Origin of the sequence: Asticcacaulis sp., from assembly GCA_024707255.1 — a bacterium.
Lineage (GTDB): Bacteria > Pseudomonadota > Alphaproteobacteria > Caulobacterales > Caulobacteraceae > Asticcacaulis.
Genome location: JANQAC010000002.1, coordinates 252,509 through 277,578, shown reverse-complemented (window position 1 = coordinate 277,578; position 25,070 = coordinate 252,509). Strand labels below are relative to the sequence as shown.

Annotated in this window: 25 protein-coding genes and 1 pseudogene; 11 read left to right on the top strand and 15 right to left on the bottom strand. The window is 59.0% G+C overall.

Annotated features, from left to right (window positions below; genetic code table 11):
• Positions 1-99: 99 nt before the first annotated feature.
• Entirely contained in the window at positions 100-1,005 is a 906-nt protein-coding gene (locus NVV72_12525; protein ID MCR6660115.1) for an alpha/beta hydrolase, read from the top strand.
• Here NVV72_12525 and NVV72_12520 read toward each other — a convergent pair whose 3' ends face one another.
• Positions 1,006-2,268 (bottom strand): DUF2029 domain-containing protein, encoded by a 1,263-nt coding sequence (locus NVV72_12520; GenBank protein ID MCR6660114.1) that lies wholly within the window; start codon positions 2,266-2,268, stop codon positions 1,006-1,008.
• Between the two features lie 342 nt (positions 2,269-2,610).
• Between NVV72_12520 and NVV72_12515 the strand changes: the two genes are divergently transcribed.
• The 6 genes from NVV72_12515 (at position 2,611) to NVV72_12490 (ending at position 9,595) form a co-directional block, all read left to right on the top strand.
• The gene (locus tag NVV72_12515; GenBank protein ID MCR6660113.1) at positions 2,611-2,868 is read left to right on the top strand and encodes a hypothetical protein; all 258 of its coding nucleotides are present in this window, start codon (positions 2,611-2,613) and stop codon (positions 2,866-2,868) included.
• A gap of 1 nt (position 2,869) precedes the next feature.
• Positions 2,870-4,960 carry a pyrroloquinoline quinone-dependent dehydrogenase gene (locus NVV72_12510; GenBank protein ID MCR6660112.1) on the top strand — a complete coding sequence of 697 codons (2,091 nt, stop codon included), beginning with the start codon at positions 2,870-2,872 and terminating at the stop codon, positions 4,958-4,960.
• Between the two features lie 64 nt (positions 4,961-5,024).
• On the top strand, positions 5,025-6,161 hold the full coding sequence (locus tag NVV72_12505) for a transglutaminase-like domain-containing protein (protein MCR6660111.1): 1,137 nt from the start codon (positions 5,025-5,027) through the stop codon (positions 6,159-6,161).
• Between the two features lie 205 nt (positions 6,162-6,366).
• On the top strand, positions 6,367-7,719 hold the full coding sequence (locus tag NVV72_12500) for a hypothetical protein (protein MCR6660110.1): 1,353 nt from the start codon (positions 6,367-6,369) through the stop codon (positions 7,717-7,719).
• A gap of 146 nt (positions 7,720-7,865) precedes the next feature.
• On the top strand, positions 7,866-8,234 hold the full coding sequence (locus NVV72_12495; protein ID MCR6660109.1) for a hypothetical protein: 369 nt from the start codon (positions 7,866-7,868) through the stop codon (positions 8,232-8,234).
• Entirely contained in the window at positions 8,231-9,595 is a 1,365-nt protein-coding gene (locus NVV72_12490) for a hypothetical protein (GenBank protein MCR6660108.1), read from the top strand. Before NVV72_12495 ends, NVV72_12490 begins: the two co-directional genes overlap by 4 nt.
• Before the next feature lie 46 nt (positions 9,596-9,641).
• Here NVV72_12490 and NVV72_12485 read toward each other — a convergent pair whose 3' ends face one another.
• The 8 genes and pseudogenes from NVV72_12485 to NVV72_12450 form a co-directional block, all read right to left on the bottom strand.
• A complete protein-coding gene (locus NVV72_12485) occupies positions 9,642-9,947 on the bottom strand; it encodes a hypothetical protein (protein ID MCR6660107.1) in 306 nt (101 codons plus the stop codon).
• Positions 9,948-9,977: 30 nt separating this feature from the next.
• Positions 9,978-10,235: a hypothetical protein gene (locus NVV72_12480; GenBank protein ID MCR6660106.1), complete on the bottom strand. Its 258-nt coding sequence runs from the start codon at positions 10,233-10,235 to the stop codon at positions 9,978-9,980.
• Positions 10,236-10,275: 40 nt separating this feature from the next.
• Positions 10,276-10,965 (bottom strand): hypothetical protein, encoded by a 690-nt coding sequence (locus tag NVV72_12475; GenBank protein ID MCR6660105.1) that lies wholly within the window; start codon positions 10,963-10,965, stop codon positions 10,276-10,278.
• Positions 10,955-11,853, bottom strand: a pseudogene (locus NVV72_12470) (thiamine pyrophosphate-dependent dehydrogenase E1 component subunit alpha). The gene NVV72_12475 and the pseudogene NVV72_12470 overlap by 11 nt, the downstream one beginning before the upstream one ends.
• A gap of 29 nt (positions 11,854-11,882) precedes the next feature.
• A complete protein-coding gene (locus NVV72_12465) occupies positions 11,883-12,740 on the bottom strand; it encodes a hypothetical protein (GenBank protein ID MCR6660104.1) in 858 nt (285 codons plus the stop codon).
• Positions 12,737-13,789 carry a glycosyltransferase gene (locus NVV72_12460; protein MCR6660103.1) on the bottom strand — a complete coding sequence of 351 codons (1,053 nt, stop codon included), beginning with the start codon at positions 13,787-13,789 and terminating at the stop codon, positions 12,737-12,739. Before NVV72_12460 ends, NVV72_12465 begins: the two co-directional genes overlap by 4 nt.
• Positions 13,786-14,586, bottom strand: a complete 801-nt coding sequence (locus NVV72_12455; protein MCR6660102.1) for an SGNH/GDSL hydrolase family protein — start codon at positions 14,584-14,586, stop codon at positions 13,786-13,788. Before NVV72_12455 ends, NVV72_12460 begins: the two co-directional genes overlap by 4 nt.
• A 222-nt stretch (positions 14,587-14,808) precedes the next feature.
• Positions 14,809-15,540: a sugar transferase gene (locus NVV72_12450; protein ID MCR6660101.1), complete on the bottom strand. Its 732-nt coding sequence runs from the start codon at positions 15,538-15,540 to the stop codon at positions 14,809-14,811.
• Between the two features lie 496 nt (positions 15,541-16,036).
• On the opposite strand from NVV72_12450, the gene NVV72_12445 reads away from it, so the two are divergent.
• Entirely contained in the window at positions 16,037-16,312 is a 276-nt protein-coding gene (locus NVV72_12445; protein ID MCR6660100.1) for a hypothetical protein, read from the top strand.
• 2 nt (positions 16,313-16,314) lie between these two features.
• On the opposite strand, the gene NVV72_12440 is transcribed toward NVV72_12445, so the two are convergent.
• The gene (locus NVV72_12440; protein ID MCR6660099.1) at positions 16,315-17,193 is read right to left on the bottom strand and encodes an O-antigen ligase family protein; all 879 of its coding nucleotides are present in this window, start codon (positions 17,191-17,193) and stop codon (positions 16,315-16,317) included.
• Positions 17,181-17,597 (bottom strand): hypothetical protein, encoded by a 417-nt coding sequence (locus tag NVV72_12435; protein ID MCR6660098.1) that lies wholly within the window; start codon positions 17,595-17,597, stop codon positions 17,181-17,183. The genes NVV72_12440 and NVV72_12435 overlap by 13 nt, the downstream gene beginning before the upstream one ends.
• Before the next feature lie 186 nt (positions 17,598-17,783).
• Here NVV72_12435 and NVV72_12430 point away from each other — a divergent pair, with 186 nt between their 5' ends.
• The 3 genes from NVV72_12430 (at position 17,784) to galE (ending at position 20,127) form a co-directional block, all read left to right on the top strand.
• Complete coding sequence (locus NVV72_12430) at positions 17,784-18,428, top strand: hypothetical protein (protein MCR6660097.1); 645 nt, start codon at positions 17,784-17,786, stop codon at positions 18,426-18,428.
• Positions 18,415-18,729, top strand: a complete 315-nt coding sequence (locus NVV72_12425) for a glycosyltransferase (GenBank protein MCR6660096.1) — start codon at positions 18,415-18,417, stop codon at positions 18,727-18,729. The genes NVV72_12430 and NVV72_12425 overlap by 14 nt, the downstream gene beginning before the upstream one ends.
• Before the next feature lie 387 nt (positions 18,730-19,116).
• Positions 19,117-20,127 carry a UDP-glucose 4-epimerase GalE gene (gene galE, locus NVV72_12420; protein ID MCR6660095.1) on the top strand — a complete coding sequence of 337 codons (1,011 nt, stop codon included), beginning with the start codon at positions 19,117-19,119 and terminating at the stop codon, positions 20,125-20,127.
• 6 nt (positions 20,128-20,133) lie between these two features.
• On the opposite strand, the gene NVV72_12415 is transcribed toward galE, so the two are convergent.
• The 4 genes from NVV72_12415 to NVV72_12400 form a co-directional block, all read right to left on the bottom strand.
• Complete coding sequence (locus NVV72_12415) at positions 20,134-21,582, bottom strand: hypothetical protein (GenBank protein ID MCR6660094.1); 1,449 nt, start codon at positions 21,580-21,582, stop codon at positions 20,134-20,136.
• Between the two features lie 97 nt (positions 21,583-21,679).
• Positions 21,680-22,573, bottom strand: coding sequence for a glycosyltransferase (locus NVV72_12410; protein ID MCR6660093.1), 894 nt, complete (start codon positions 22,571-22,573; stop codon positions 21,680-21,682).
• A 258-nt stretch (positions 22,574-22,831) separates the two neighbouring features.
• Positions 22,832-23,320 carry a CpsD/CapB family tyrosine-protein kinase gene (locus tag NVV72_12405; protein ID MCR6660092.1) on the bottom strand — a complete coding sequence of 163 codons (489 nt, stop codon included), beginning with the start codon at positions 23,318-23,320 and terminating at the stop codon, positions 22,832-22,834.
• On the bottom strand, positions 23,230-25,029 hold the full coding sequence (locus NVV72_12400) for an exopolysaccharide transport family protein (GenBank protein MCR6660091.1): 1,800 nt from the start codon (positions 25,027-25,029) through the stop codon (positions 23,230-23,232). The genes NVV72_12405 and NVV72_12400 overlap by 91 nt, the downstream gene beginning before the upstream one ends.
• Positions 25,030-25,070: the final 41 nt, after the last annotated feature.

The window sequence follows — 25,070 nt, the reverse complement described above, 5'->3', positions numbered from 1 at the left end:
CACAAGGCTTCTATAGCCCTTGCGTCCACTTCCTGTGAAACGTGGTCAGGTAGCATACGGAATGATATAGAGCCCTGTTGTTCAATTTCAGGAATAGCCATGCCCGCCAAGCAAATAACGCGCCGTCATCTAATCAGCGCCGGGCTGACCGGCACTTTTTTGTTGAACGGATGCTCACGCGTCGGAAAAAGGGTCGATGAAAACGCCGTCAGGAACGCCGCGGCCATGCCCGTGGACGATCTCCTGATCACGCGGGACATCGCCTACGCTTCTGGTGAACGCCATGCCCTGGATATCTACGCACCGCGCGCGGCCGGCAAGGCGCGGCCTGTCGTGGTTTTCATTTACGGCGGCACATGGCTTTCAGGCGCCAAGGCGGATTACGCGTGGGTCGGCATCGCCCTGGCGCGTCAGGGATATGTGGCCGTGGTCGCCGACTATCGCATTTATCCGAACGGCGCCTGGCCCGGCTTCATAGAAGATAACGCCGCCGCCGTTCGCTGGGCATTCGATCACGCGGCGGAATTCGGGGGCGACCCTGCACAACTGGTGCTGCTTGGGCATTCCGCCGGCGCCTTAAATGCTGCCAGTCTGGCAATAGATCACAGATGGCTCTCCGCCAAGGGCATGGACCCGAAACGCGATTTGAAAGCGATGATAGGCTTGGCCGGTCCGTATGAATTTGTACCGGATACGCCCGAACTCAGGACAATGTTTGGACCGAAGAGCCAATGGAGTGATATATACCCCATTACCCATGTAGACGGCCAGTCACCGCCGATACTTCTGATCACGGGCGGAAAGGACAGGGCCGTCGGCACCGTTGAAAGCGAGCGTCTGGCCGCCAGACTGCGTGAAAAGGGCGCTCCGGTGAAGCGGCTCCACTATCCTGCCCTGAATCATAATGAGACGGTATTTGCCCTGGCACCGCCCAAGGGCGCAACCTCCCAAGTGATGACCGACATTACGCATTTCATATCGGCCAGCCTCCCTTCAGATGCCTGATCAGGTCGTAGCCGGCGCTGACCTTTCCTGGCCCCATTTATTCGCTAGATATCCGCCCTTGCTCGCCAGCCACCAGGCAATCAGTCCGAACCAGATCAAACCACCCCACAGCATATGCGACATGAAAAGCGACCTGTAGATGCCCATCAACAGGGGATTTGATATCAGGGTGGGCCAGCCATTCAGCGGCGTGACGAAGATGATGGCTGTCCAGCCCGCCCATCGCGCGACAGGCGGCATGTCCCCCAGGGCATTGCGCTTCAGGAAGAAGGCTGTCGGCAGCAGCAGCCAGGCGTAATAATGCGACCAGGCCAGCGGGCTTGTCACAAGGCACAAGCTTATAAGCAGCATGTATTGCAGGTCACGGCGTTCATCGGACAACAGGTCGTCCTGCGCGTCCCTCGCGGCGGCAGGCTTCAGGCAGGCCAGCACGGCCGCAAGGAAAAGCAGGGCCGTTATAATCTGGACAACCAACTTCTGAATATGGGTCGGCGGCACCAGAATCCATTCGCTGATTTTCGCTTCGGCATTCAACCTGAGCAAAAAGCTTGAAAAAGATTGAACGCTGAATGTCGGCAGCCAGTTCTGGCTATACAGGACGATGCAGTTATTGAACCAGTCAAGATTCTCCTGCCAGCCAAACACAACAAGAGACAGGAGCGCCGTTACAATGCCCACAGCGGCAAAAGACAGACTGCCACGCCAGTCGCGGCGCAACAGAAAGAACAGGCCCATCAATATGAGGACAGGCTTTATCACAACCGCCAGGCCGATCAGCGCACCGGCGGCGCCTGAGCGTCCGGCGCGTATAAGGAGAAGTCCGCCGGCCAGCGCCGCCAGGATGACATAGCTCAGATTGCCAAATTTTATGCCGGTCAAAAGCGGACCATTGGCGATAAACAACAGGGCCAGCACCCAGCGCTCCCTGACATCCAGCCGGGCGAGGCGCACGAGAAGCAGCCATGCAAATGCCGTCAGCGCCAGTCCCGCCAGGGTAAACAATATGCCGGCGAGTTGGGCCGGGAATACGCCAAACGGTGCAAACAGATAGGCGACAATCGGAATATTGACAAAACCACCAGTTGCCCCTTCGCGGATCAGAACCTGAAGCGCCGCCAGATCCCCGCGCACCACATCGCGGCCGGCGGCATAATAGGCGCGGGTAAAGTCCCAGAACCATTCGGGCGGACTGCTGAGCCGGAAGCCAAGGCAGGTAAATACAGCCATCGCGGCGATTACGGCCGCGACCGTCCATACGGACATATGGCGGTCGAATGAAAATGGTCCCGCCAGGCGCGGGTAACGAGATGCCAGGAAAATACCCAGCACACCCGCGACTGTAATGAGAAAATGGACAAAGAAAACAATATTATGCACAGACCGGCAGCTTCCTAAGATTGTGCTCTATATTTAAACATATCTAAACGCTATCCTATCAGCTATTGCAGTGCAAGGTTTCGCGACGCCTTTACGCAAGTCATGCGCGTCATTTGCGTCAGCCGTGTCATTTTTAAATGATACAGGTGAAAATCATTGCCCCGGCCGGGGATTGTCAGCGCTCAGGCATCCGTTATAAGGGGTTCCGCAATTCCTGGGGTGGTCATTTTGGATATGCTGAAAGCCTGGCTCAAGCCTTTGTCAAAGCGCCTTTATCCTGCGGGCCTGGCCGTCTTTCTGATCCTTTGCGGGCTGTTGTTTTGCCTGGGGGGCGCCCTGCTGCTGCGAAAGGGGGTATTCTCGGCAGATCTTTTCCTGCCAACGCTTCTGATCGCCTCAGGCGTGCAGATTTTTTCGCCGCCGACGCTCCGCGTTTCATCTTTTCATTGCATATTTTATACTCACCTGGATTGCTGCGATAGCTGAGGTGGGCCTCGACGGATGGTCCCTGCTGCCGCGCGTTGACCTGGCGTGCGGCATCCTGCCTTTCTTCTATTTGCCGATGATGCGCGACCACCTGCGCCCAAATCGGCTAAGCCAGTGGTGGGAGACCCTGCCCACTTACAGATGGATGGCCGGCCCTGCCGCCCTGGCGGTACTGGCCATAGCCGTGATTGCCGCCAATGCTCATACGCCAAGGGCGCAAGCCATTGCCGCCCGCACCCCGGCTTCCCTTTCCGGCGACTGGCCGGCATTCGGCGGCGGCCCTCTCGCCGACAAGTTTTCTCCCGTGTCGGACATTACCCCTCAGAATGCGAAAAAACTGAAAAAGCTCTGGGAGTTTGTCGAGCCGGCGCCGGTTTCCGACAGCAAGGCCCCGCGCAAGGATGAGGTGACCCCGCTTCAGGTCGGCGACAAGGTCTTCATCTGCCAGCCGGATAACCTGGTGCTGGCCCTCGATGCCGAAACGGGGCGCGAGGTCTGGCGTTACGATCCGCATAACGACCTGACAGCGACGGGCGCCAGCATCTGCCGCGGCCCGGCCTATCTCGAAGATACGCGCGACGCGACATGCCCGCACCGCCTGCTGATGGGCACGATGGATGCCCGCCTGATCGCCCTCAATGCGGAGACCGGCCAGACCTGCACGGGCTTCGGCAAGGGTGGTCAGGTCGACCTGACCGCCGGCCTCGGCGACGTTAAAAAGGGCTTTTACTATGTAACCTCGCCGCCTACGATTGCCAACGGCGTTGCCGTGGTCGGCGCCCTGGTGCGGGATAATCACGAGGTGGGCGAACCTTCCGGCGTGGTAAGGGCCTATGATGTCCGGACCGGTCAGCTTCGCTGGGCCTGGGATATGGGACGGACGGAGGCCCCCGCAAAACCACTTGCGGCGGGCGAGACCTACACCCGCGGCACGCCCAATGCCTGGTCGATTTTCAGCGCCGACCCGAAACTGGGCCTGGTCTATATTCCCATGGGCAATGCCACGCCTGATTTTGTCGGCCAGCATCGCAAGGCGGAATGGGAGCGCTATTCCTCGGCGCTCGTCGCGCTTGATCTGGCGACCGGCAAACCGCGCTGGGTGTTCCAGACCGTCCATCACGACCTGTGGGACTATGATCTTTCGGCGCAACCCGTCCTGGCCGATATACCGAATGCGGGGCAGACCCTGCCCGCCGTCATCATCGCCACGAAAAGGGGCGATCTGTTCGTCCTTGACCGCCGCACCGGACAGCCGATCACGTCTGTCGAAGAGCGGACTGTTCCCGCAACGGACGTTGCCGGCGAGTGGACATCGAAGACGCAGCCCTTTTCCGTGGCCATGCCTTTCCTCGGCGGATCGCGCCTCAAAGACGTCGATATGTGGGGCGTCACCCCTTTCGACCGGCTGTTCTGCCGGCTCGCCTTCCAGAAACTGCGGTATGACGGCGACTTCACGCCGCCTTCCCTTCAGGGCTCCCTGATCTATCCCGGCATGGCCGGCGGCGTCGACTGGGGCGGCGTTTCCGTCGATCCCGGCCGTCATCTGCTGATCGTGCCCACCCTGCACATCGCCGACCGCCTGAAGCTGATCAAACAGACGAACAACGCAAACAGCGATAACCCGCAACTGGGCACTGCCTACAGCGCCGAACTGAACTACTTCATAACCCGGCTCGGCATACCCTGCCAGCGCCCACCCTATGCCCAGCTAACCGCGATCGATCTGGTTTCAAAACGCATCGTCTGGCAACGCCCGCTCGGCACCGCCGAAGGCGTGGGGCCGTTCGGCATTGCCAGCCATCTGCCCTTCACGCTGGGCGCGCCGCCGATTGTCGGCGGCCCGATGACGACAGCCGGGGACGTGACCTTTATCGGCGCCGTCGGCGACCGGCGGCTGCGCGCGCTGAACAGCCTGACCGGTCGTGAACTGTGGTCTACGCGTCTGCCGCAAGGTAACCAGGCCACACCGATAACCTATCGCGCCCCGAAATCCGGGCGGCAGATCGTGCTGATCGTATCCGGCGGCTGGGCGGATCTCGGCCAGGCGCGCCGCGTGCCGACCCACATCATCGCTTACGCTGTCGAGAAATAGGTTTGAAATGACAAAAAAAGGTCAGGCTTTCGGTGACATATACCGTTCGGTCCCGGAAGAATTGATGACCGGTATGCTGGTTCTCGAAGGCTATGCCGGCGAGGCCGACCTCACGGCCGCCCGAAAACAGGCCGGAGAAGCGCTGGACCGCGCCACAAGAGACGGCCTGCCCACACGCATGGATGATACCGGACAGCGGCTGTACGATCCGGTCGAAGTCATTTCACACCTGAAGACGGCCGGCCGGCAAGGTCGAGACGACTTCTGGCTCCTCCGCATGATGCCGACCCTGCGGCAGTTTGTTGAAAACCTTAATCCGGTGCCAAGGGTTGTCATGACCTACAGCCGGACCTTCAACATATCCGGCCTTCCACCCGATAAATCCCTTCGCCTGCGAATGCCGCTGCCGCTGGCGGAGCGGTATAAAACTCTCGACATTGAGACTCATCTGCCCACGGAAGCCAGCCAGGAACGCAAAAGCGACGGCCGGCTGGAGGTGAAGGTTCTGACAGCCTCGGCGCCTGAGATAAGTTGCGGCGTGACCCTGACGCTGGAACCGCAGGCCCAGGATGCGCTGCCGCCGCCCACTGACCGTGACCTCTATCTTCGCCCGAAGGAAGGGCTAATCGTGATTTCCGATCAGATCGCGGCCCTGGCGGAGCGCCTGGCCGGAGACAGCAAACCGGAAAGTGCCGTTCGCGCCTTCTGGAATTATGTCATGAACGAGTTCCAGTTCTGCCCGATCCATTATGACCAGGTATCCGTTGAGGCCCCGCTCGACTGGGTGACGGAAAGCGGCATCTATGACTGCCAACTGGCCTCGGCCCTGTTTGTCGGCCTGTGCCGGGCCAGAGGTATCCCCGCGCGTCTGGTCGGCGGCAATTTTATGTATCTCAACTCGCCAACCAACCATTACTGGGCCGAGGCCTGGCTCGACAACAGCGGCTGGACACCCTTTGACTTCCTGAGCTGGGATCTGTCAAACGGCGGCGAGGATTCGGATTGGCGAGACCATTTCTACGGCCGGACCGATGCTCGCCTTGTGACCGAATGCCTGCCGCAATCCTTCGTCGGGGCGATCGGTATCGCGGTGCCCCCAGCCTGGCACATTTTACGCACGAAGCGTGACGAAGGGGTCGATATCCAGCTCCTCGACCTGAACGGCACCTTCAGCTACCGGGATACGGTGGCCATACGCTGAACCACCAGAATGCTGTCTGGCGTTTTCGTCGCCAGGTTGTCGAGAAATGCGCAATTGACCGGTCCATATTAGGACATATTAAATTCCCGATTATCGATTCGTTATTGATAAGCATTCACCCAAAAGTGGAAAATGTGCGGTATGCACATATAGCTCCTCCCCTTGAGTACCGGTATCAATGAATTTTAAGGCAATCACCGGTCGTATGACCGGCATTTATGATGACGCTGTAAACAACAATGTCATCGACAGGGTGTGGCATAAAATTGGTCGTGATGAAACCGCCAAACCTGTTGTCATGGACCGCATCGATCTGCTGATCGCTGCGTGTTTCTGCCTTATTGCCATCTGCATTGCGGTCAGCGGATTTTCGCTGACCAGCCACGAACCGGGCCTGCTTGAATACAAGAATATCTGGTTCCAGGCTGATATTGCCCGCGTCATCGATAACATGACGAACCGTGGCGGCAGTCACTGGCGTACGTCCGTGCATCCTATCACCTCGATCCTGCTTTACCCCATCGGCGGTCTGCTCACCACCCTGGGCTTGTCGCCCACCACGGCCGCCCGCATGGTCGTGTTGCTTTTTTGTGCATTGAATGGCGGGATGATTTTCCTTGTCCTGCGGCGCATCAGCCTTCCCCGCATCCCCGCCGCCGTTTTTGCCAGCCTTTTCCTCGGCAGCGCCGCTGTCATCTTCTGGAGCGCCGTCGTTGAGCTTTACCCCATCGCCTGCACCTCGCTCCTGATGGCGCTTTTTCTGATGGCGCCTGGCCACAAGAGCAGACGTCGCTGGTGGATCATTGTCAGTGCCTTCACCCTGTCCATCACGGTGACAAACTGGGCGGCTGGCCTTATCGCCACTTTCGTGCGCTGGAGGTTGAAGCCTTTCCTGCTGATCTCGGCCTGCGTCCTTGGCATTGTCCTGGCCTTGTCGATCACGCAGTTCTTCCTTTTCAAGGATGCGCGTATCTTTATCGACCCACAGGGATTGAAATGGGACGCGGTCAGCTTTTCTGAACCGGTGATGGAAAAGAGAGGTCAATTGCATACTGGCTGGAATCCCATCGGTAATGTGGCGGTCCTTTATACAGCCAGCGTCGTCGCGCCCCCTGCCAGAGCTGAAAATCAGGGGGGCGAACTGGTGGAGACAAACCAGTTCGGCAGGTTTACCGGCCACACCCCCGCCGGATTGGTCGCCATGATTGCCTGGCTGGGCCTGCTGGCGCTGGGGATCTGGGGCGCCATCCAAAATAGACAGGCCCATACGTTTTCAATCGGCCTCGGGCTGATGCTCCTGGCCAATGGGCTGCTTCACAGTGTTTACGGCGAAGTGACATTTCTTTACGCCATGCACGTCATCCCCATGCTCACGGTCCTGGCGGCCATGTCCTGGTTTTCTCCCGCCAGATATGCCGGCGTGGCACTGGCCCTTGTCGTCATCGTCGCGGGCGGCGGCAACAATATCGTCCAGTTTCAGGACTCAGCTCGGCTCGCCGGCAAAATCGCCGTCATGCCGGGTGTACAGCAGATACAAGGCACGGAAATTGCACGTTAGAATGAAAAAGCCATAACAGTGTAACAGAATTTGACAGCCCAGCCGCGTTGCCTGACCGGGCGTCGACATATTGCAGCTTTCCCTTGTACCCGCTTAACGCTAGGCTGCAATATTATACAGACTTCAAACCCCGACCGAGATTTGAAATGATATACGAACTACGCCTGCCCCTGATTATTCCACAGATGACGGGCGCCACCGTTGAATGTCTTTATACCGCCGAAGGCGAGGCCCTTAAGCTGGGCAGCAAGTTCATGGACCTGAGCATCGATCTCGGCAGCGCCTTCGCCCAGGAATGCCCGCCAGTTTCATATTATCGCCTGATCCTGCGCGAGCCGGCTTTTCTGCGTCAGTTCAAGGCTCAGCCGGGCGAATATTTTGAGCTGGATGCCCCGATTGCCCTCTTCAGCACAACGGCGGACGAACCGCTCGATCAGGCCCCGGCCCGCGCCGTGCGGGTAACAACCGCCGGCATCATCCATCACGAAGGTATGTGGACCGGAAACAACAGATGACCAGGGTGGCGCTGACGCTGGGCCAGTTGAAGGCCGATGGTTACACGATCGTCCGGTCGAGCGTCCGCTGGCTGCGCGAAAGCGGCCAGATGTGCCTTGCCAACCAGCCCATCGCCTACTGCAACATCACCCTGGAGCCGACCGGCGCCCGTGTCACCGCGCCCTCGCCTTTCGCCGAAGAACAGGAGTTGCAGGTCGCTCTGGCGCCGCGAGTCAGCGGCATACTGAGCCTCGACCCAAAGATTGCGCGCGGCGGCTATCTCAGCATTCGCAGCAGCGACCCATGGGATGCCGATACGGTCATTGCGCATCTGGAAACCAATGAAAAAACCGGGGATGGCAGCGCCGATACCCTGCGGCATCTGATGCTGGCGGGACGGCGCATGACGGGTCTGGCCGACACGCGGGCCGGCCTCCTGCCCGGCTGGCATGGCCGCAGCCGGGGCTGGTGGTCCGATGGTGGTGAAAACCCCACCACCCTGCTGTGCCTTGGCGTCTGTGATGTATCGGGTGTCATCCAGGGCGAACAATGCGCCTTCCTGGAAATGTTCGAGGCCAGGCGCGCCGCCTCGCAATTCGTGGTCGTGCCCGATCATCCGATTGCCCCGTGCCTGCCGATCCTGCTCGATCAGATTGAACGCACACCGGCGCAGTTTCAGGCCATTGCTGACGATGTCTATGGTTATTTCCGTGCCCTGAGCATGCCGCCATCGGCCGATGACTGGATGTTTATCGGCACCATGCTGTCCGTGATGCGGCACACGCCCATCAAGGATGAGTATTCCATCTTCACCTCAAACGGCATCCAGCGCACGGGCGCCGCGGATGCGGTTCTGGTGTCGCTGGCCGTTGAGCCCCAGTCGATCCTGCGCCATCGCAAACTGGGCTATTACCTGCACGTCATGCGCCACTATCAGGCCGCCGCCGGTCCGGCCGTGCGCACCTGGCTGGCCACCGCGTTTGAAACAGTAAAGCGTCCCGTCGAGACCATAAAGCGGGACTACGAACGCCTGATCGACGGGCTTCACCGCACGACGGGCGGCCATCTGATGGTGCTGAATCGCATGTCGACTTCAGGCTATGAGGATATTTCGAGCTATATGGGCTTCGATGCACCGCTCAGCGACACCTTGTCGAATATCGCCGCCAAGGAATGGAACCTGATGCTGACCGATATTGCCGAAACACGCGATTTTACCATCATAGATGTCGACGCCATGGCTGCCCAACTTGGCGGCGCGCAGCATCTGCCGGACGGCATCCACCAGAGCGGCCTGATGCAGGTCGCCCTGCGGGAAAGCATCCTGCAGGGCCTGTCGGACCTGGAGCAGGCCAAGACGCCTGCTGCCGCCGTCAATTAAACTTATGAAGTAAAAAGCCGGTCTGATCAGACCGGCTTTTTCTTATTCAGGTAACATCAAACTCGACCAGCAGATCGCCGGCTTCGGCATCGGCTGCCGGCAGGGCCTCATCGGCCTCATCGCTGAACAGGGCCAGGCGCAGACCGATGGCTTTCCAGTCACCCGGATCAGCCAGGACGCTGCGCAGCGTCCCCTTCTGTCCGGCGCGCACCTCGACAATAGCCTTGTGCGTTTCCAGTTCCACGATCAGGTCACCCGGTTCGAAACTTGCGCCGGCCTCGCCATGCCATTCCAGGATGCGGATTTCCTCAACGCCCGGAACGGCTGCGGGGACTGACAACTGATAGATCATTTTATTCTCCAAATGGGTATTTACCGGCAATCACTTGCCGAGAAGGTGACGAACGGCCTCTTCAACACGCGCCGCATTGGGTACACAAGCCGCTTCCAGCACCGGATTGGAAGAAACCGGCGCGCGCAGGGCGCCCACTCTCGTCCAGGGCCGGTAGCCGATCTTTTCAAATACCTGGCTGGCCACTTCAACGCCGACGCCGCAGGTGGTCTGGCCTTCTTCGAGAGTCAGCAGACGACCTGTACGCTCGACCGAAGCGGCAATGGTGTTCAAATCGAGCGGCGCCAGGCTGCGCAGATCGACGACTTCGCAGGAAATGCCTTCCTTTTCAAGATCTCGCCGCCGCGTCCAGAGCTATACGGACCATATAGCTGTGGCAGGTGATGGTGACGTCGGCGCCTTCGCGGCGGATGCAGGCTTCACCAAACGGCGTGGCGGTTTCGGCCACCGGCACATCGCCCGGCGCGGGGAACAGCTTTTTGTGATCGACAAATACCACCGGCCCGTCGCTGCGCAGGGCCGTCTTCATCAGCCCGTAAGCATCTGCCGGCGTCGAAGGCGCCACCACCGTCAGGCCGGGCACGCTCATCAGCCAGGCTTCGATGCACTGGGAGTGGGCCACGCCCTGCCCTTGCGCCCCGGCCGTGGTTTTGACGACCATCGGCGCGGTCAGCCCCCCGGCAGTCTTGTAGCGCAGCTTGGCGGCATAGTTGATCAGCGCGTCGAAGCCGATCATCAGGAAGTCCATATAGGTGATAACGACCAGGGGCCGGAAACCGGCCGCCGCCGCCCCGGCTGCGATCCCGACCGAAGCCGCCTCGGCTACCGGCGTATCCCTGACGCGCTTCGGACCAAACTCCTTGAAAAGGCCGTCGAATTCGCGGTAGGAGCCGCCAAAGGAACCGACATCCTGGCCCAGGACAAACACTTTGTCGTCCCGCTTCATTTCCTCGCGCACCGCGCGCGCCACAGCCTCACGGAAGAACATGCGTGTGGTCATCATCTTATCATCCAACATGCTGCAAGACCTCTGCAGCGTCAGGATAGGGCGAGGCTTCCGCGAACGCCATGGCTTCGGCGGCGCGCTGCAGGGCCTCCTCGCGCAGTTGCGTTGTCCTTATGTCGTCAAGATGCCCAGTCGTTTGCAGATAGGCCACGTAGCGTTCGATCGGGCAACGCAGTTTGAGCGCCGCCAGTTCGTCGCGGCTGCGGGTTTCGCGCGCCGTGGTCGAATGGGAACGCAGGCGGATGGAGGCGCATTCAAGGAAAGCCGGTCCCTTGCCCTGGCGGATATGATCCACCGCTTCCCTTGCAGCCTCCGCAACGGCTTCGACATCGAGGCCGTCGACCGCACGCGTCCACAGCCCGAAGGTAGCGCCGATGTCCGAAATATTCTGCGCCGCCACCGCCGCCTCGCGCGGGGTGGAAACGGACAACTGGTTGTTGTTGCAGACAAACAGAAGCGGCAGGTTCCACAAAGCCGCCATGTTGAGGCTTTCATAAAGCCCCCCGCGCCCGATGCGCCATCTCCGAACAGGATCACGACAATACCGGGATCATTTGCCATCTGTCGGGCCAGCGCCACACCGGCCGCGATGCTGATATTGCCGGCCACCACCGCGTGGGAGCCAAAGAAGCCGGCGTCCGGATCGGACAGGTGCCCGCGGCCCGCCCGGCCGCGATTGATGCCGCCGACCTTGGCCAGCAGTTCCGCCATCAGGTGCGCGGGCTTCACACCGCGCGCCAGGGCCGGACCAATGGAACGACCGCCGGTCAGAAGCTGATCGCCAGGCTGGAGCGCGGCGGCCAGCCCCACCGCCACGGCCTCTTCGCCTGACGACAGGAGCTGGAAGCCGTGATCCTTGCGCGCCGCCAGACCATCCTCGAAGGCCCGAATAAGCAACATGCCCCGCAGGGCCTCAATCTGATCCATTACTATGCGGCTCTCCTTCGGCCGATAAGACGCGCCATTCCAGCCGCGATAAGGGTAAAGCTCTCCTTCGCCCCCCGACGGCGTACGGCCATGATGAGTTTTTGCGACGCTTCACCCAGGCCGATTTTTCGCTTCAGGACCTGATCGATCAGCCAGCGCACCTGGTCTTCCTGAACGGCATCGGTATTCGTCGAAACGCGCTGCCGGCGCCGGCCGCTGCCCATGCTCATCAGGTTGGCCGGCGTCAGAACGGCTTCGGGATGCACGGCCTGGTCATGCGCCCTGAGACAGGCAAGCGTCCGTTCCTGCGCTTCGAAGGGGATGTAAAGATCGAGGGCATTCGTCGCCACGCACATCGCCAGGGCCTGTCCGGCCACATCCGCAGCCAGCTTGCCCTGCAAACGGTAATCGGTTTCCAGCGCCATGCCGCCGATATCGGTCAGCACGCGATCGAGGTCGACAACAAATACGCCAAATTCACGCGACAACTCGGCGGCCAGAAGATTCAGCCGCCGGATGCGCGTCAACAGTTTGCCTTCCGGGTCGTGCTGAGCGGGAACACAACGGAAAACGGTGGCCACCAGCACCGGATCACCGGTTCCGACGAGGTCTGAAATCCACGCGGACAGTTCCGCCTGAACCTCAGCCCAGGGCGTATCGAGAGAGGCCAGTTGCGTCGCCAGCGATATCAGCCGGCTCGTTCCCGCCGACACCTGTGTCAGGTCAGCCGCCGCCCCCACAGCCGTGCAGGTCAGGCCAAAAGCTTCCGCTTCGAGGGCCGCATTGAGCGAACCTTCGGCGGAGGAAAGCGCCAGGCGCTCAGTTTCCGTAACCCATGCGGCCAGTTGAATCCGTGTCATGCCTCGCCCGCCAGGCTTGACGCCATGGCCCTGTCGTTATTGACTTGGGCGGCGATATAGGCGGCACGAACCGTCTCACGTCCTTCCAGACCGGCACAGCTTGCAGCCGCCTCGGCCAGTTGCGGCAGGGACAGGATGCGCGCTGCCTCTGGCACCGAGTCCAGTTCGCTCAGGCTTTGCCAGAACAGGGGCATGAGCGCCACGTCGGGCCGGGGGTGCGCCGCATAGAAAATGTCTTCCCATTCGAGATCTTCCAGCGGATCACGCCAGCCGCTGCGATGGGTCATGTGATAGCTGCGTCCTTCGCAGGCGGTCATCGACATGCCTGACAAACACAGCCGCAAAGCCAGTTCCCGGTGCTCGTTGATGCTGATGCTGGGGTGGAACCCGCCGGAGGCAATGAAGGCGGCTCGGGAGAGAGACTGGTTGGCGCCCGAGGCCGCCGTCCACAGGACACCGCAATCGACCGGCGCCCGCAGGGCCTCCATTTCGAGATCATACAGACGGCGCGGACCAAATCCAGGATAGATGCCCGGCTGGCCACGACGGTCAATACTGGCAAAATCCGTCTCGATCTGCGCGCGCGTGACCAGTGACCGCGATCGTTCCGAAGCCGACATGCGGGCGACGCGCTCTTCTTCCCCCGGCTTGGCCGTACCGGTTTCCGGATCAAGGAAGGGCCGCGTGCAGCGCAGGTGATAGGTTTCACCGCGCACAATGAGATTTGGCTTTTCCCTGTGACGCTCCATATGCCGTGCCACGAAATCCGGCGCCGCCAGGGTGTCGCCATCGAGAAATATCAGGATGTCGCCCGTCGCCTTTTCCGCGCCGGCATTCGCCGCTGCCGACCGGCCCGCCGGCTTCGCGTGACGCACCACCTTGAGATCCAGTCTATCAGGCGCATCTGCCAGCACCTTCGATGTATGATCTGAAGAGCCGTCATTGACCACGACCACCTCAGCGGGTTCGCTTTGACAGGCCAGCGAGGTCAGGGTCAGCCGCAAACGATCGGCTTCATCCTTCGATCTGATGACTACACTCGCCTTCATACACCCGTCTCCTCATCATCAAATACGCCGAGATCGTTGAGAATACGCACAACCTCTTCGGCAACCCGCCTGTATCCTTCCGCCGTCAGATGCATGGCATCCAGTTTCAGTGTGTCGGCGCCATGACGCGCCACGATAGCCTCCAGGTCGACAATAGATATGCCGATGGCCTGAGACAGCTCTATGAGGGCCAGATTGAAACGCCTGATGCGGGTCGCATAGGTTTCATCGAGCCCCAGATAACAATGCACAAAATCGCCAGGAATGACCGGCGAGAGATTGTAGACCAGGATCGGCACATCCCTGGTTTGCCGGATGCGCTTCACGATGGCCGCGAGGTTTTGCATCGTCTCCTCGACGCTGGCAGAGCCTGTCGATTCAAACTCACTGCGCAGCCACTCCCGGTCTCCGGCAGACCAGGTTAAGGCTTCCGCCGGGTAAAACAGGAAACCGTCGCGCTTGTGACGCACCAGCCGCGATGCCACATCCGGCAGGATGGACAGGATCACGACATCCGATGGCGTCGTGAAGACATTCTGGCTGAACTGGCTGGCCAGCGGATAGGTGCCCAGCGGCAGATTACGCGCCGAAAGCTCAGGCGGCACCACGCCTTCCGCCCCCAGAAGCGCATCGAACCGGGTGAGCGTTTCGTGACGCAAACGCACCGTCAGTCCCGGATTGGTTTGCCGCAGGACGTCATTGATGCCATTCCACAACAAATTACCACCCACGCGACACGAATGCAGCGAGTCATGGACGTCGACATTGCCTTTTGCAAAAAGGGTTATGCGCTTCACAAACAGCCCCTGGGAGTTGCCACATTTAAGCCTTAAAGCGTCAAAAATGCGAGAATAATTTTCAATTACGCGATACTATGTAAATATTTTCCCATGATTTTGCACTTTTCTTGAGCCTCGTCAGCCGCCAGTTCGCGCCTTGTCCGACAGGGCCAGATACAGTTACCAAAATACCGGTGATGCTGATCAAATATCAGAGGTTTTCAATGACCAAGCGGACGGTCAGTAAGACCCGCGCTGAGCCAGGATGCTGGGCACCGTAGCTATCAGAATATACAGATAGAGCGCCACATTGCGACGGCGGCAGAACAGGCGGTCCATAGCCACGCGGCGATGATAGCTGACATTGTTACGGCCGGACACCTGCCACAGACCGGTAATGCCAGGCTTGACCGAAGCATAGCGCACGAAGGTGCGACCGTACTTGCAGATTTCGTCCTGGACGATCGGACGCGGGCCCACCAGGCTCATATCCCCCTTCAGCACGTTCCAAAGCTGCGGGAATTCATCCAGGCTGGTCTTGCGGATAAAGCGGCCAAAACCGGTGATGCGCGGATCATTCTTCAGCTTATGGTCACGTATCCACTCCGCGCGCGCAGCAGCGTCGGTGGCCAGCAGATTTTTGAGCCGGACCTCCGAGTCCGTCAACATGCTGCGAAACTTGAAGCAGGTAAAATCCCGGCCGCCCAGGCCGATGCGCGTCTGGCCATAAAATACCGAACCGCCATCCTGCGCCTTTACCATCAGGCCGACCATAACAAGCACGGGCGCAAAGAAAATCAGCGCGAACAGGCTGATCACGATATCGAGCAGGCGGATCAGTCCGTCAGACGAATGGCGGCGCACGGTCTGGAATATACGAAAGGACGGCCGCGACCTTTCGATGATCGCATACTGCAAGGTCAGATCGGCATTGCCGTCAATCTGAACGCTCTGCCCCCTTACATAGTACATCAGGTTTTCCAATCGACTTTATCCGTCTGAAATTAAGCTTGTGTAACGTCATCGGAGTCAAGGTGCAAGTGATGCAGCATATAGGGTTTGCGCATTTTTTGCCACTGTTTGGCCTTTTTTGTCACAGCAAAAATAAAGGTATTTTTATACCAAAAATTTCCACCTGACCCAAATGCCTTAACGCCACCTTTTATCCGTTTGCAAGACGATATGCACGAAACATGCCAACCTTACGACGGCAGCTTATATTACCCCATCCCATTTGTAGACACCCAGCATTCTGACCTTATCAGAATATTTTCAGAAAAAACTCACAGCCCACAACATATATGAATAATCATGACGGCAACTACACCATATAGAAAACGAGTATTTGACACCTATTGCCCACGAGAGGACGCCTTCGTTTAACCTTATTAACCAAGTACTGAAAGCAAGTTTTAAGCATTAAATGCTATCTTTCAGGATATTGTAATGCCAGTGAGGGAAGAAGCCCATGCCGCGTTTGAAGGCAAAGCCTGAAATGGCACAGTTCCAGCCGGAAATACGGCCATCTGATACCGCCCCCGTGCGGCTGACGGAAGCCCATGCCGACATGCCGGCGCATCAGTCCCCCGCCCTGGCCCTGCAGGCCGGCCTGGAACAGTCCTGGGATGCGCGGCACGAATCCGCCTCGCCTTCCGTCACCAAAATTCCTTTCGGCTGGACGCTCGCTGGCATGTCGATTATTTGCGCCGGCTTCTGGTACGTGCTCCTGCAACTCGTCTTCTGATCTCAGCCCGCGCCGAACGCGCGCGACGCTGCCGTGTTGGTGGCCATGGCAAAACCACTCCCCAGCAGCAAGGCCACGAAAAGCGCCAGCGCCGGTTCCTGAAACGCGTAGTCGGTAAAGCCATGCAGCAGGAAAACCAGGTATCCTGCCAGTATGGCCCAGATACGCCCGCCCATCTGACTGCGGTGCCGCGCCGCTGAAATCATCGGCAGCAGAACAGCGAGATTTAGCGCCACCAGCCCCGCCAGGCCGATAACGCCCGTTTCCTCGAACCACTGAAGGTAGACATTGTGGGTGGCGCGGATAACCGCCAGTTCGGAATAATCCTTCGCTGTTACGATATGACTGTTCACCGTATTGAACGATCCAAGACCCGATCCAAGCCAGGGCTGCTGCATGGCAAAACTGAAATGGCTTTTCAGTATGGTTGCCCGCACCTGTGCATCCCCGTCTATGCCGTCGAGACGCCCGATAAGGTTCGCCAATGGCGTAGCGAAGATAACAATCAAGACCATAACGATTGCTGCGCCGACGGCCGCCAGCTTCGGGAGGGAAAGATGATTGCGCAACAGCAGGACTGACAGCAGCGCCAGGCAAACCATTGTGGATATAATGGCGCCGCGCGAAACCGTCAGCATCTGAGCGGCCAGGCTGACCGCGCAAACGCCCGCCATTACGGGATCGATGCGCTCCAGTATCTGCGCCTCCCGTCGGGTCAGGACACGACTGATAACACGCCCCAGCGCCATGACGCCCAGGGCGCCGAACAGGGTGCCGGCACTGTTGGGAGAACTGAACGCCCCCGTTAGCCGTCCGGCGCCGAATTTAATAACGCCGTATATGCCCGCCGGATCGAGGATAAACATAATCAGGGAAGCCAAAGCCCAGCTTCCCCCGCATAGAGCAGAGCATCGAATAGTCTCCTTGCCCCGTCATCCGTCAGTGAGCAGCGCAGGCCCAGCATGAAGGCGCAAATGACCCCGCCCAGTTTTATCCCTTCAAGCCAGACCGCCGAGTGATCATAAACGGCGAAGGTTGCGGAAACACTCACCGCCACGACAAAAAAACTCAGATAAATCAACAAGTTCCTGACGGCCTTACGCTGCGCCAGCGCCGGGTTTTCCGCGACAGGCAGGGTAAATGCTATCGCGGCCAAAGCAGCGAAGACTGCTGTCAGCATCGTGGCTGCAGCGGGAAGATCAGAGCCGCGTATGGCAAAGGCCACCAGGACGACAGCCGAAACGATCGCCGGCCACAACCAGGCCGAATATCTTTGCCACCCCATGCGCTTTTCCCTCACCCCGTATGCTTCTAATCTGCCAGCCCGCAACATAAAGGAGGTCGCAAGGCAGGGCGAGGCCCTTTTTACCGATGGTCGCAAATAATAGACTAACGATATTTAAAGGGGTCTATGCCAAATATAGACATTATAAAATTACCCGTTTCCTCCATTTCGACATCCGCAAAACTGATGAACGCTGACAATATTTCCCCTGAAGACATAATCATGCACGGACGCACTGAACTTTCATCGGCGGACGTCAAGCCAGAGGCAGCGATTAATCATAAGCGCCCTCCCCGCAAAATCTATTTCAACGGTCGCTTCCTGACGGCCGTTCCGTCGGGCGTGCATCGCGTGGCCCAGGAAATGATTGTGGCGGTCGACAAGCTGCTTGCCGAGGAACCAGCGCTCTCCTCTGCGTTTGACCTGACCCTGGTCACGCCCCCTAAGGTGCGGCACCGACCGGCGCTAGCCAAGGTTCGAAGCAAGATTGGGGGGCGGCTGAAAGGTGTCCTGTGGGAACAACTCGATTTGCCGCGTCTCACGGCCGATGGCTTGTGCGTCGGTTTCTGCAATGCGGGTCCGCTCATCAGGCGCAATGCCATGACCATGCTTCATGATACGCAGGTCTATTCCATGCCGGCCTCCTATTCCCTCGCCTTTCGCCTTTGGTATAAAATCGCCCTGCCCGTGATCGGCCACCACCACAAACATATCCTCACCGGTGCCGCCGCCGCCAAATCAGACCTTGTGCGCTATGGTGTAGCGCCAGCCGGGAAAAATCAGCATCATTCCTCACGGCTGCGATCACATTCTGCGCATTACCCCGGATGAAACCGCGGTTGCGCGTCTCGGACTTGATAGCCGCTCTTACGTCCTCTCCCTGGCGAATACCCAGTTCCACAAGAACATTGGCATCCTCCTGAAAGCCTTCGCCGATCCCGCTTTGAAACAGGCCACCCTGGCGCTTTTCGGCGGCGCATCGGCGGCAGATTTTGAAGCCGCCGGTCACACGGTGCCCGAGAATGTCGTATTTCTCGGCCGTATATCAGATCCCGAACTGGTCGGCCTGATGAAAGGGGCGACGGCTTATGCCTGTCCGTCCCTGACCGAGGGCTTTGGCCTCCCCCCTTGAGGCCATGCTGCAGGGCTGCCCGGCCATCGTGTCTTGCGATTCCCTGCTGGAGGTCTGTGAAGATGCGGCGCTTGTTGCCGATCCGCATGACCCGGCGGCCTGGGCCGCACAGATTTCTCGGCTGATGACTGATGAGGATTTAAGAAACGACATGCGCGTCCGGGGAAAGGTCCAGGCCGGGAAATATACATGGCAGCGGGCGGCGCGCCGGCTTTTTGCGGATGATCGCCGAAGTCGAAAACATGCCAGTGCCTGAGGCCCTGTTGCCTTAACCACTGCCGCACAATACAATTCACGCCTCGAAAGCGGAGATTATTTGAATGTTAATTTCAATCATATAATCAGCAAGTTATATATTTAAGGCCACTCACAAAGCGGACATACCCTATGGAAACCATCATTGTTCTGGGCGGCGCCGGCTATATTGGCAGCCAGGCTTGCAAAACATTGCATGAGGCCGGCATTCAGCCGGTAACCTATGACAATCTGTCCCTTGGTCACGAAGAATTTGTCAAATACGGGCCGCTGGTCAAGGGCGACCTGCTCGATACGACCCTGCTCAGCGACACCATTCGTCGGCATAATGCCAGTTGCGTCATGCACTTCGCCGCCCTGGCCAGCGTCGCGGATTCCGTGACGGACCCGGCCAGCTACTACCGTAACAATGTCACCGGCACCCTGTCCGTTCTGGAAGCCATGCGTGCGACAGACTGCCGTTCGCTTGTCTTCTCCTCGACCTGTGCTATTTACGGACAGCCGGAAACCGTACCGATCGCTGAAACCTGCGCCAAGAACCCGATCAATTCCTATGGCCGCAGCAAGTTGATCTGCGAACAGATGATGGGTGATTACAGCACAGCCTATGGCATTCGCTCGATCGCCCTGCGTTATTTCAACGCGGTAGGGGCTGATTTCGATGGTGAGATCGGTGAATTCCGCGACAATGAAACCCACATTATTCCACGCGCCCTGATGTATCTGCTGGGGCATCTCGACGAATTCGTCATCCATGGCAGCGATTTCCCAACGCCCGACGGCACGGCGATCCGCGACTATGTCCATGTGAAGGACCTGGCGGAGGCCCATATTTCGGCGGCACGCCTCCTGGCGAATGGCCACCCTGGCGGCGCCTACAACCTGGGCCAGGGCACCGGTTATTCCGTGCTGCAAATCCTGTCGGCAATCGAGCGGATCACCGGCCGCAAGATGCCGGCGGTCACCGGCGGCCGCCGCCCTGGCGATCCGGCCATACTGGTGGCGCAGCCCGCGCTCGCCCGCGACGTTCTTGGCTTTGTGCCGCGCTATTCCTCTCTGGAGGACATAATCGGCACGGCATGGGCCTGGCATCAAAAGGCCCACCCACAAAGGGACCGGCCGCTTTCGGCTGCCAGCGCCTGAAATTTGCTAAACTGATATTTTTTGTGTCCCGGTATCAGCCGGAACGGCAGCGCCGCTCTTGTGCCGGCCTTGCCAGGATACCAGGGCCGCGGCAAATATAGTGCCGAACAGGAAGGCGTTTTTCAGGCCGAAATCCGCCGTTGTGCCCGCAAGTATGCCCGCAGTGAGCCCCGGCAGGAATGACCAGCGCAGACCGGAAACCAGCGCCGCATTGACCGTATCCCCCGGATAGGCGCGCCGAAGCATGGATTGCAGCACAAAGCCGTAATAGAGCAGCCCCCCCAAAAAGCCGGTGTTACTCAATACCGCGACCACCTCATTGGAGGTGCGCGTACCGCCCATCCCGACGCCCAGTCCATAGGTGTCAAACAACGCCTTCCACGAGGTCGCCGTCCAGAAACTGCGCTCCTCGAAGGAAACCGTACGCGTCTTTTTAAGCACCATCTGGTCAAACAGCCGGAAAATGGGGTCGAAGACTTCCGGATGGATGACGAAAACCGCAAATATCAGCGCCGCTACACCAAAAGCGGCCCAGAACTCCAGTTCCAGTTCACGCCCGGCACGGGTACCGTGTCGCGCACTCTTGGCGCGCCACAAAAACTCCAACAGGGCAAAGACGAAAAACACGACCAGAGCTACATATGCCGATGATGACGTGGACAGCCAGACAAACAGCAGTAACAGCGTCGCCACGACCGGAACCACCTTTTTCCTGTAGAATGTATCTGTGATGGCATGACGCAGAAAATACAGCAAGGTCAGCAACTGCGTACACAGGGCGCCATAGACGGACGATTCCGGCATAAGGCCAACAACCCGTCGGGTGCCGCCTTCCAGGGTCACGTCCGTCATCAACACGTAGGTGGCCGTGCGGAATGGCGCAAGCAGCCAGCCCAGAGTGACAAAATGGCTGGCATAATCCAATATCCCGGTAACGACTGCCACCACACCACCGATGCACAGGCCCTTGAGCGCATTCTGCTGCTGTTTGGGGTCAAGCATCAGACGCGCGAAGGTGACGACCGTAATGGCCGAAATGGTCAGATACATGATCTGTGAAATATTCTGCGTCGTCGGCTCCAGGAGCTCGGACTGGAAAAACCGTGTCACCTTCATCGGAACGATCGTGATGGCGCCCGCGAAAAAGCGGGGGCTGAAGATCGTCACCAGGACGGCGACGGCCCAGAACAGCGTCAGCAACAGCAGACCGCGCGGCGACAGGATCGCGGAAGTCCCAAATTTGACCGCCTTGCCGGTCATGAAGGTACGCAGGAACAGGATGCAGGCAACGATCGGCGTGGGTGTGAGCGTCAGGCCCATGGTCATGCTTGGCGGGAAAACGGCAAAAGACCCAAAGGGCATGGTCGCAAAAAAGAGATAGATCAGGATCGACCGATTGCCGAACAGGCCCATCAGGGCCAGCCCCCAGAATATCGCTATCGGGATAAAATCCATCTGCCCTAAAATCCTTTATGATTCAGGCGAAAAACGATGGCGGCCGGACGCGGGAACCAAGTCGCTCTTCTGTCATGTTTTGGTGCAGGTGACAAGGTCATGCCGCATCCGCCTGCGGCAGGCACGACGCAATGAAGGCTTGCAGCCTGCTCTTGAAAACGTCACGATTCCAGTCCTGGGCATGTCTGGCAATAACCGCCGGATCGAAATCATCCAGCCGCGCTTCGAACCGGTTTATGGCGTCAATCAGGCTGTCTGCCGTCTGCTCGTTGAAGAATACGCCCGTCTTCCCCTCAACGACCGTTTCAACCGCTCCGCCTCTGCGATAGGCCAGAACGGGCCGGCCACTGGCCATGACTTCCAGAGGCACGATGCCGAAATCTTCCAGGCCCGGGAAAACCAGCGCCCGGCAATTGCGAAAATGGCGCGCCATGGCTTCATCATCGATCTTGTCGAGAAAGGTGATTGTCGGTCCCGCCAGGCGTTTCATTTCCTTTGTCGCGCCGGAGCCAATCACGACCAGGCGCCGGTTCAGGCGGGTGCAGGCTTCAATCGCCACGTCTATGCGTTTATACGGCGTAATCTGGCCGGCGCAGAGATAATAGTCTTCTGTTGTATCGGAGGGTGTGAAACGGGACACATCGACCGGGGGATGGATCACCGTGGCCTCACGCCGGTAGAACTTCTCTATGCGCTTGGCCACAAAAGCCGAGTTGGCGATGAAGTGATCCACCCGTGCCGACGTGGTGACGTCCCACGCCCGCAGCCAGCTTGATGTCAGACGCATGGCCAGCCGCGCCAGCCATCCGGACTTGCGGTAATATTGCGGATAAAGATCCCAGATATAGCGCATGGGGGAGTGGCAATAGCAGATATGCACGGCTTCCGGCGGCGGGATAATCCCTTTCGCGGGGCCCGCCTCGCTGGACAGGATCAGGTCGTAGCCCGTCAGGTCAAAGGATTCCAGCGCCTGCGGCACAAGGGGCAGCATCTTCTGATAGAAGCGGCGCCCGCCGATTTTTTGCAGGAACGAGGTGGTGATTTTATGTCGCAGAAGAAGGGGGACAGCTTGTCACGATCCACTACCAGCGTGAAGATATCCGCCTCGGGGTACAGTTCGCATAGGCATTCGAGTACCTTCTCGCCGCCCCTCATGCCGACCAGCCAATAGTGAACGATAGCGACTTTCATCCGGTTTTGCCTTGCAACACCCATGATCCCACGCGGCTCCGCGCAAGGGACCAGGTGGCTATTCCTGATAGTACTTCTTGTACTGATCGTAGTAATAGCCGCTGTCGCCATAGCCGTACTTGGCCTGTTCCTTGACATTGACCTGGGTAAGCACGACACCGCAAACATGAGCCCCGGTCTCGGTAAGCAGTTCGAGCGATGCCTGCGCGGCTTTGCGCTGCGTCTTCCGCCAGCGGACCAGCATGGCCACAACGTCGGCCTTGCGAGCCAGGATGCGGGTATCAACCACGGCCAGCACCGGCGCCGTATCCAGGATCACCACATCGAAGCTGGCGCGCAGCTTGTCGAGCAACTGATCCATGGCTTCGGAACCAAACACATCCTTGGGCGTGTAGGCGCTTTCAACCAGCGGCAGATAGAGCACATTGGTCAGGTCGTCCTTGATCAGGACATCTTTCAGTTCTGCCTTGCCGGCCAGAACTTCAAGAAGCCCCCTTCCACAGGACCAGTGATGTACTGATTGATCGAACGACGGCGCAGATCGCAATCGACCACCACCACGGACTGCCCCGACAGCGCCATGACACGTGCCAGACAGACAGAGGTCGTCGTCTTGCCTTCGCCGGGCAACGAAGAGGTCACCGCGATGACCTTTACGTCGTGCCCTATGCGAGAATAGATCAGGGCGGCGCGCATGATGCGGAAGCCTTCGGAAAAGACCGACAGGGGTTTATCGACGACATATTGCGCCGGCGTTGCCTTCTGACCGCGCGTCAGGGTGGAGGCCAGATCGGCGACATTACCCAGGTGCGGCTGGCGCAGGATGGTTTCGACATCCGTGGCCGTCGTCAGCCCGCTGTCCAGAGCGCGGCGGATCAGCACAGACCCCGTAGCCGCTCCCAGAGCACCGATGAAGGCCAAGGCCATGGAGAGAGGTATTTTCGGGGCGCTCGGTCCCGTCGGCAGGGCGGCGTTCGATACGATCCGGGCATCGGAGCGATCAATGCCTTCCTGCGATGAGGTTTGCTTGAAACGATCCAGATAGGATTGATACAGGGTCGAAACCGCGTCGGCATTGCGCTGCAACTCATTCAGCTTGACCATGGCCTGGTTATTGCCAACCAGTTGCCCCCTCGCCTGCGCGACGCTGCCGGCAAGTGACGCCGTGCGCTGCCGTTGAATTTCGGCCTGGGCTTCCAGATTTGACATAATGCGCTGGATTTCGGCGCGGATCTGGGCGTCGATATCGTTAAGCTGGTCCTGCGCCTTGATAATGTCCGGGTGCTTGCTGCCGTAACGCGACTGCAGATCGGCCAGACGCTGGCTCACCGTCGTTCGCTGGGCGCGCAGGTTTTTGACCACGTCCGAATTGAGCGCTTCGCCGACATCTTCGCCGCCGGACCCCGCAGTCAACTGACGCCGGGCGACGGCCAGGCGCGCTTCGCTTTCGGCCCGATCAACCTTCACACCCGCCAATTGCTGGTCAAGTGTCGTAATCTGCTGCTGGCCAAGGGTGTTGTCAGGCGAGACCGCCAGCAGATTGTGAGCGATCTTGTATTGCTGCACAGCCGTCTCGGCGGCTTCCACCTGGGTACGCAGGTCGCCCAGACGGCTGTTCAGCCAGTCATTGGCTTCCTTTGTGGCCTGGAACTTTGTCTCCAGTTGCTGAGACAGGTAGAGACGCGCCCACTCATTGGCGATCCGTGCCGCCTTCTCCGGAGAAGTCGACGTAAAGGAAATAGTGATAATCCGGGTTGCTCCCGAACGCGCGACCGTCAGGTGCCCCAATACATTATTCAGAACGGCCTCGTGGCGCCCCTGGGCCTCCAGGGGGGTCAGGCGACGATTATCCGGCTTGTTCTTGATCAGGCCGAAAAAGTGGCTGCTGTTGAGCGCCGGATTGAATTCAGGGTCCTGATCCAGTTGCAGCGAACGCAGAACCCGGTCGCCCAGGGCATTGGACTTGAGTATCTCGACCTCGGTATCAACCGTCACCGCATCGGGCGGCAGGTCGGACAGAACATCCTGATTTGGCGTGGCATTCAGGGTCCGCGGATCCATCATGACGCTGGCCGTGGCCGTGTATGTCGGCACCTGCATCAGCACCGGCACGATGATCAGCAGAAAGACGCACCCGAAAATGACCGCAAAGAACCGGCTGAAACGTCTGAAATCCGCTATAATGGCGGTCAGGTCGAGGGAAGGCAGCAGGCTGTCCGACCCATCGGTTTCAGTAGTATGTTTATCCGAGATCATAAATTGTGCCAGCGTAAGATTGAACAGAACCCCGGATTAAT

Excerpts from the sequence above, each read along its gene's own strand:
- NVV72_12525 (MCR6660115.1), top strand. The coding sequence starts at position 100 with ATGCCCGCCAAGCAAATAACGCGCCGTCATCTAATCAGCGCCGGGCTG.
- NVV72_12520 (MCR6660114.1), bottom strand. The coding sequence starts at position 2,268 with ATGTCCGTATGGACGGTCGCGGCCGTAATCGCCGCGATGGCTGTATTT.
- NVV72_12505 (MCR6660111.1), top strand. The coding sequence starts at position 5,025 with ATGACCGGTATGCTGGTTCTCGAAGGCTATGCCGGCGAGGCCGACCTC.
- NVV72_12500 (MCR6660110.1), top strand. The coding sequence starts at position 6,367 with ATGACCGGCATTTATGATGACGCTGTAAACAACAATGTCATCGACAGG.
- NVV72_12495 (MCR6660109.1), top strand. The coding sequence starts at position 7,866 with ATGATATACGAACTACGCCTGCCCCTGATTATTCCACAGATGACGGGC.
- NVV72_12490 (MCR6660108.1), top strand. The coding sequence starts at position 8,231 with ATGACCAGGGTGGCGCTGACGCTGGGCCAGTTGAAGGCCGATGGTTAC.
- NVV72_12485 (MCR6660107.1), bottom strand. The coding sequence starts at position 9,947 with ATGATCTATCAGTTGTCAGTCCCCGCAGCCGTTCCGGGCGTTGAGGAA.
- NVV72_12475 (MCR6660105.1), bottom strand. The coding sequence starts at position 10,965 with ATGTTGGATGATAAGATGATGACCACACGCATGTTCTTCCGTGAGGCT.
- NVV72_12465 (MCR6660104.1), bottom strand. The coding sequence starts at position 12,740 with ATGACACGGATTCAACTGGCCGCATGGGTTACGGAAACTGAGCGCCTG.
- NVV72_12460 (MCR6660103.1), bottom strand. The coding sequence starts at position 13,789 with ATGAAGGCGAGTGTAGTCATCAGATCGAAGGATGAAGCCGATCGTTTG.
- NVV72_12450 (MCR6660101.1), bottom strand. The coding sequence starts at position 15,540 with ATGTACTATGTAAGGGGGCAGAGCGTTCAGATTGACGGCAATGCCGAT.
- NVV72_12445 (MCR6660100.1), top strand. The coding sequence starts at position 16,037 with ATGCCGCGTTTGAAGGCAAAGCCTGAAATGGCACAGTTCCAGCCGGAA.
- NVV72_12435 (MCR6660098.1), bottom strand. The coding sequence starts at position 17,597 with ATGGGGTGGCAAAGATATTCGGCCTGGTTGTGGCCGGCGATCGTTTCG.
- NVV72_12430 (MCR6660097.1), top strand. The coding sequence starts at position 17,784 with ATGAACGCTGACAATATTTCCCCTGAAGACATAATCATGCACGGACGC.
- galE (MCR6660095.1), top strand. The coding sequence starts at position 19,117 with ATGGAAACCATCATTGTTCTGGGCGGCGCCGGCTATATTGGCAGCCAG.
- NVV72_12415 (MCR6660094.1), bottom strand. The coding sequence starts at position 21,582 with ATGGATTTTATCCCGATAGCGATATTCTGGGGGCTGGCCCTGATGGGC.
- NVV72_12410 (MCR6660093.1), bottom strand. The coding sequence starts at position 22,573 with ATGCTGCCCCTTGTGCCGCAGGCGCTGGAATCCTTTGACCTGACGGGC.
- NVV72_12400 (MCR6660091.1), bottom strand. The coding sequence starts at position 25,029 with ATGATCTCGGATAAACATACTACTGAAACCGATGGGTCGGACAGCCTG.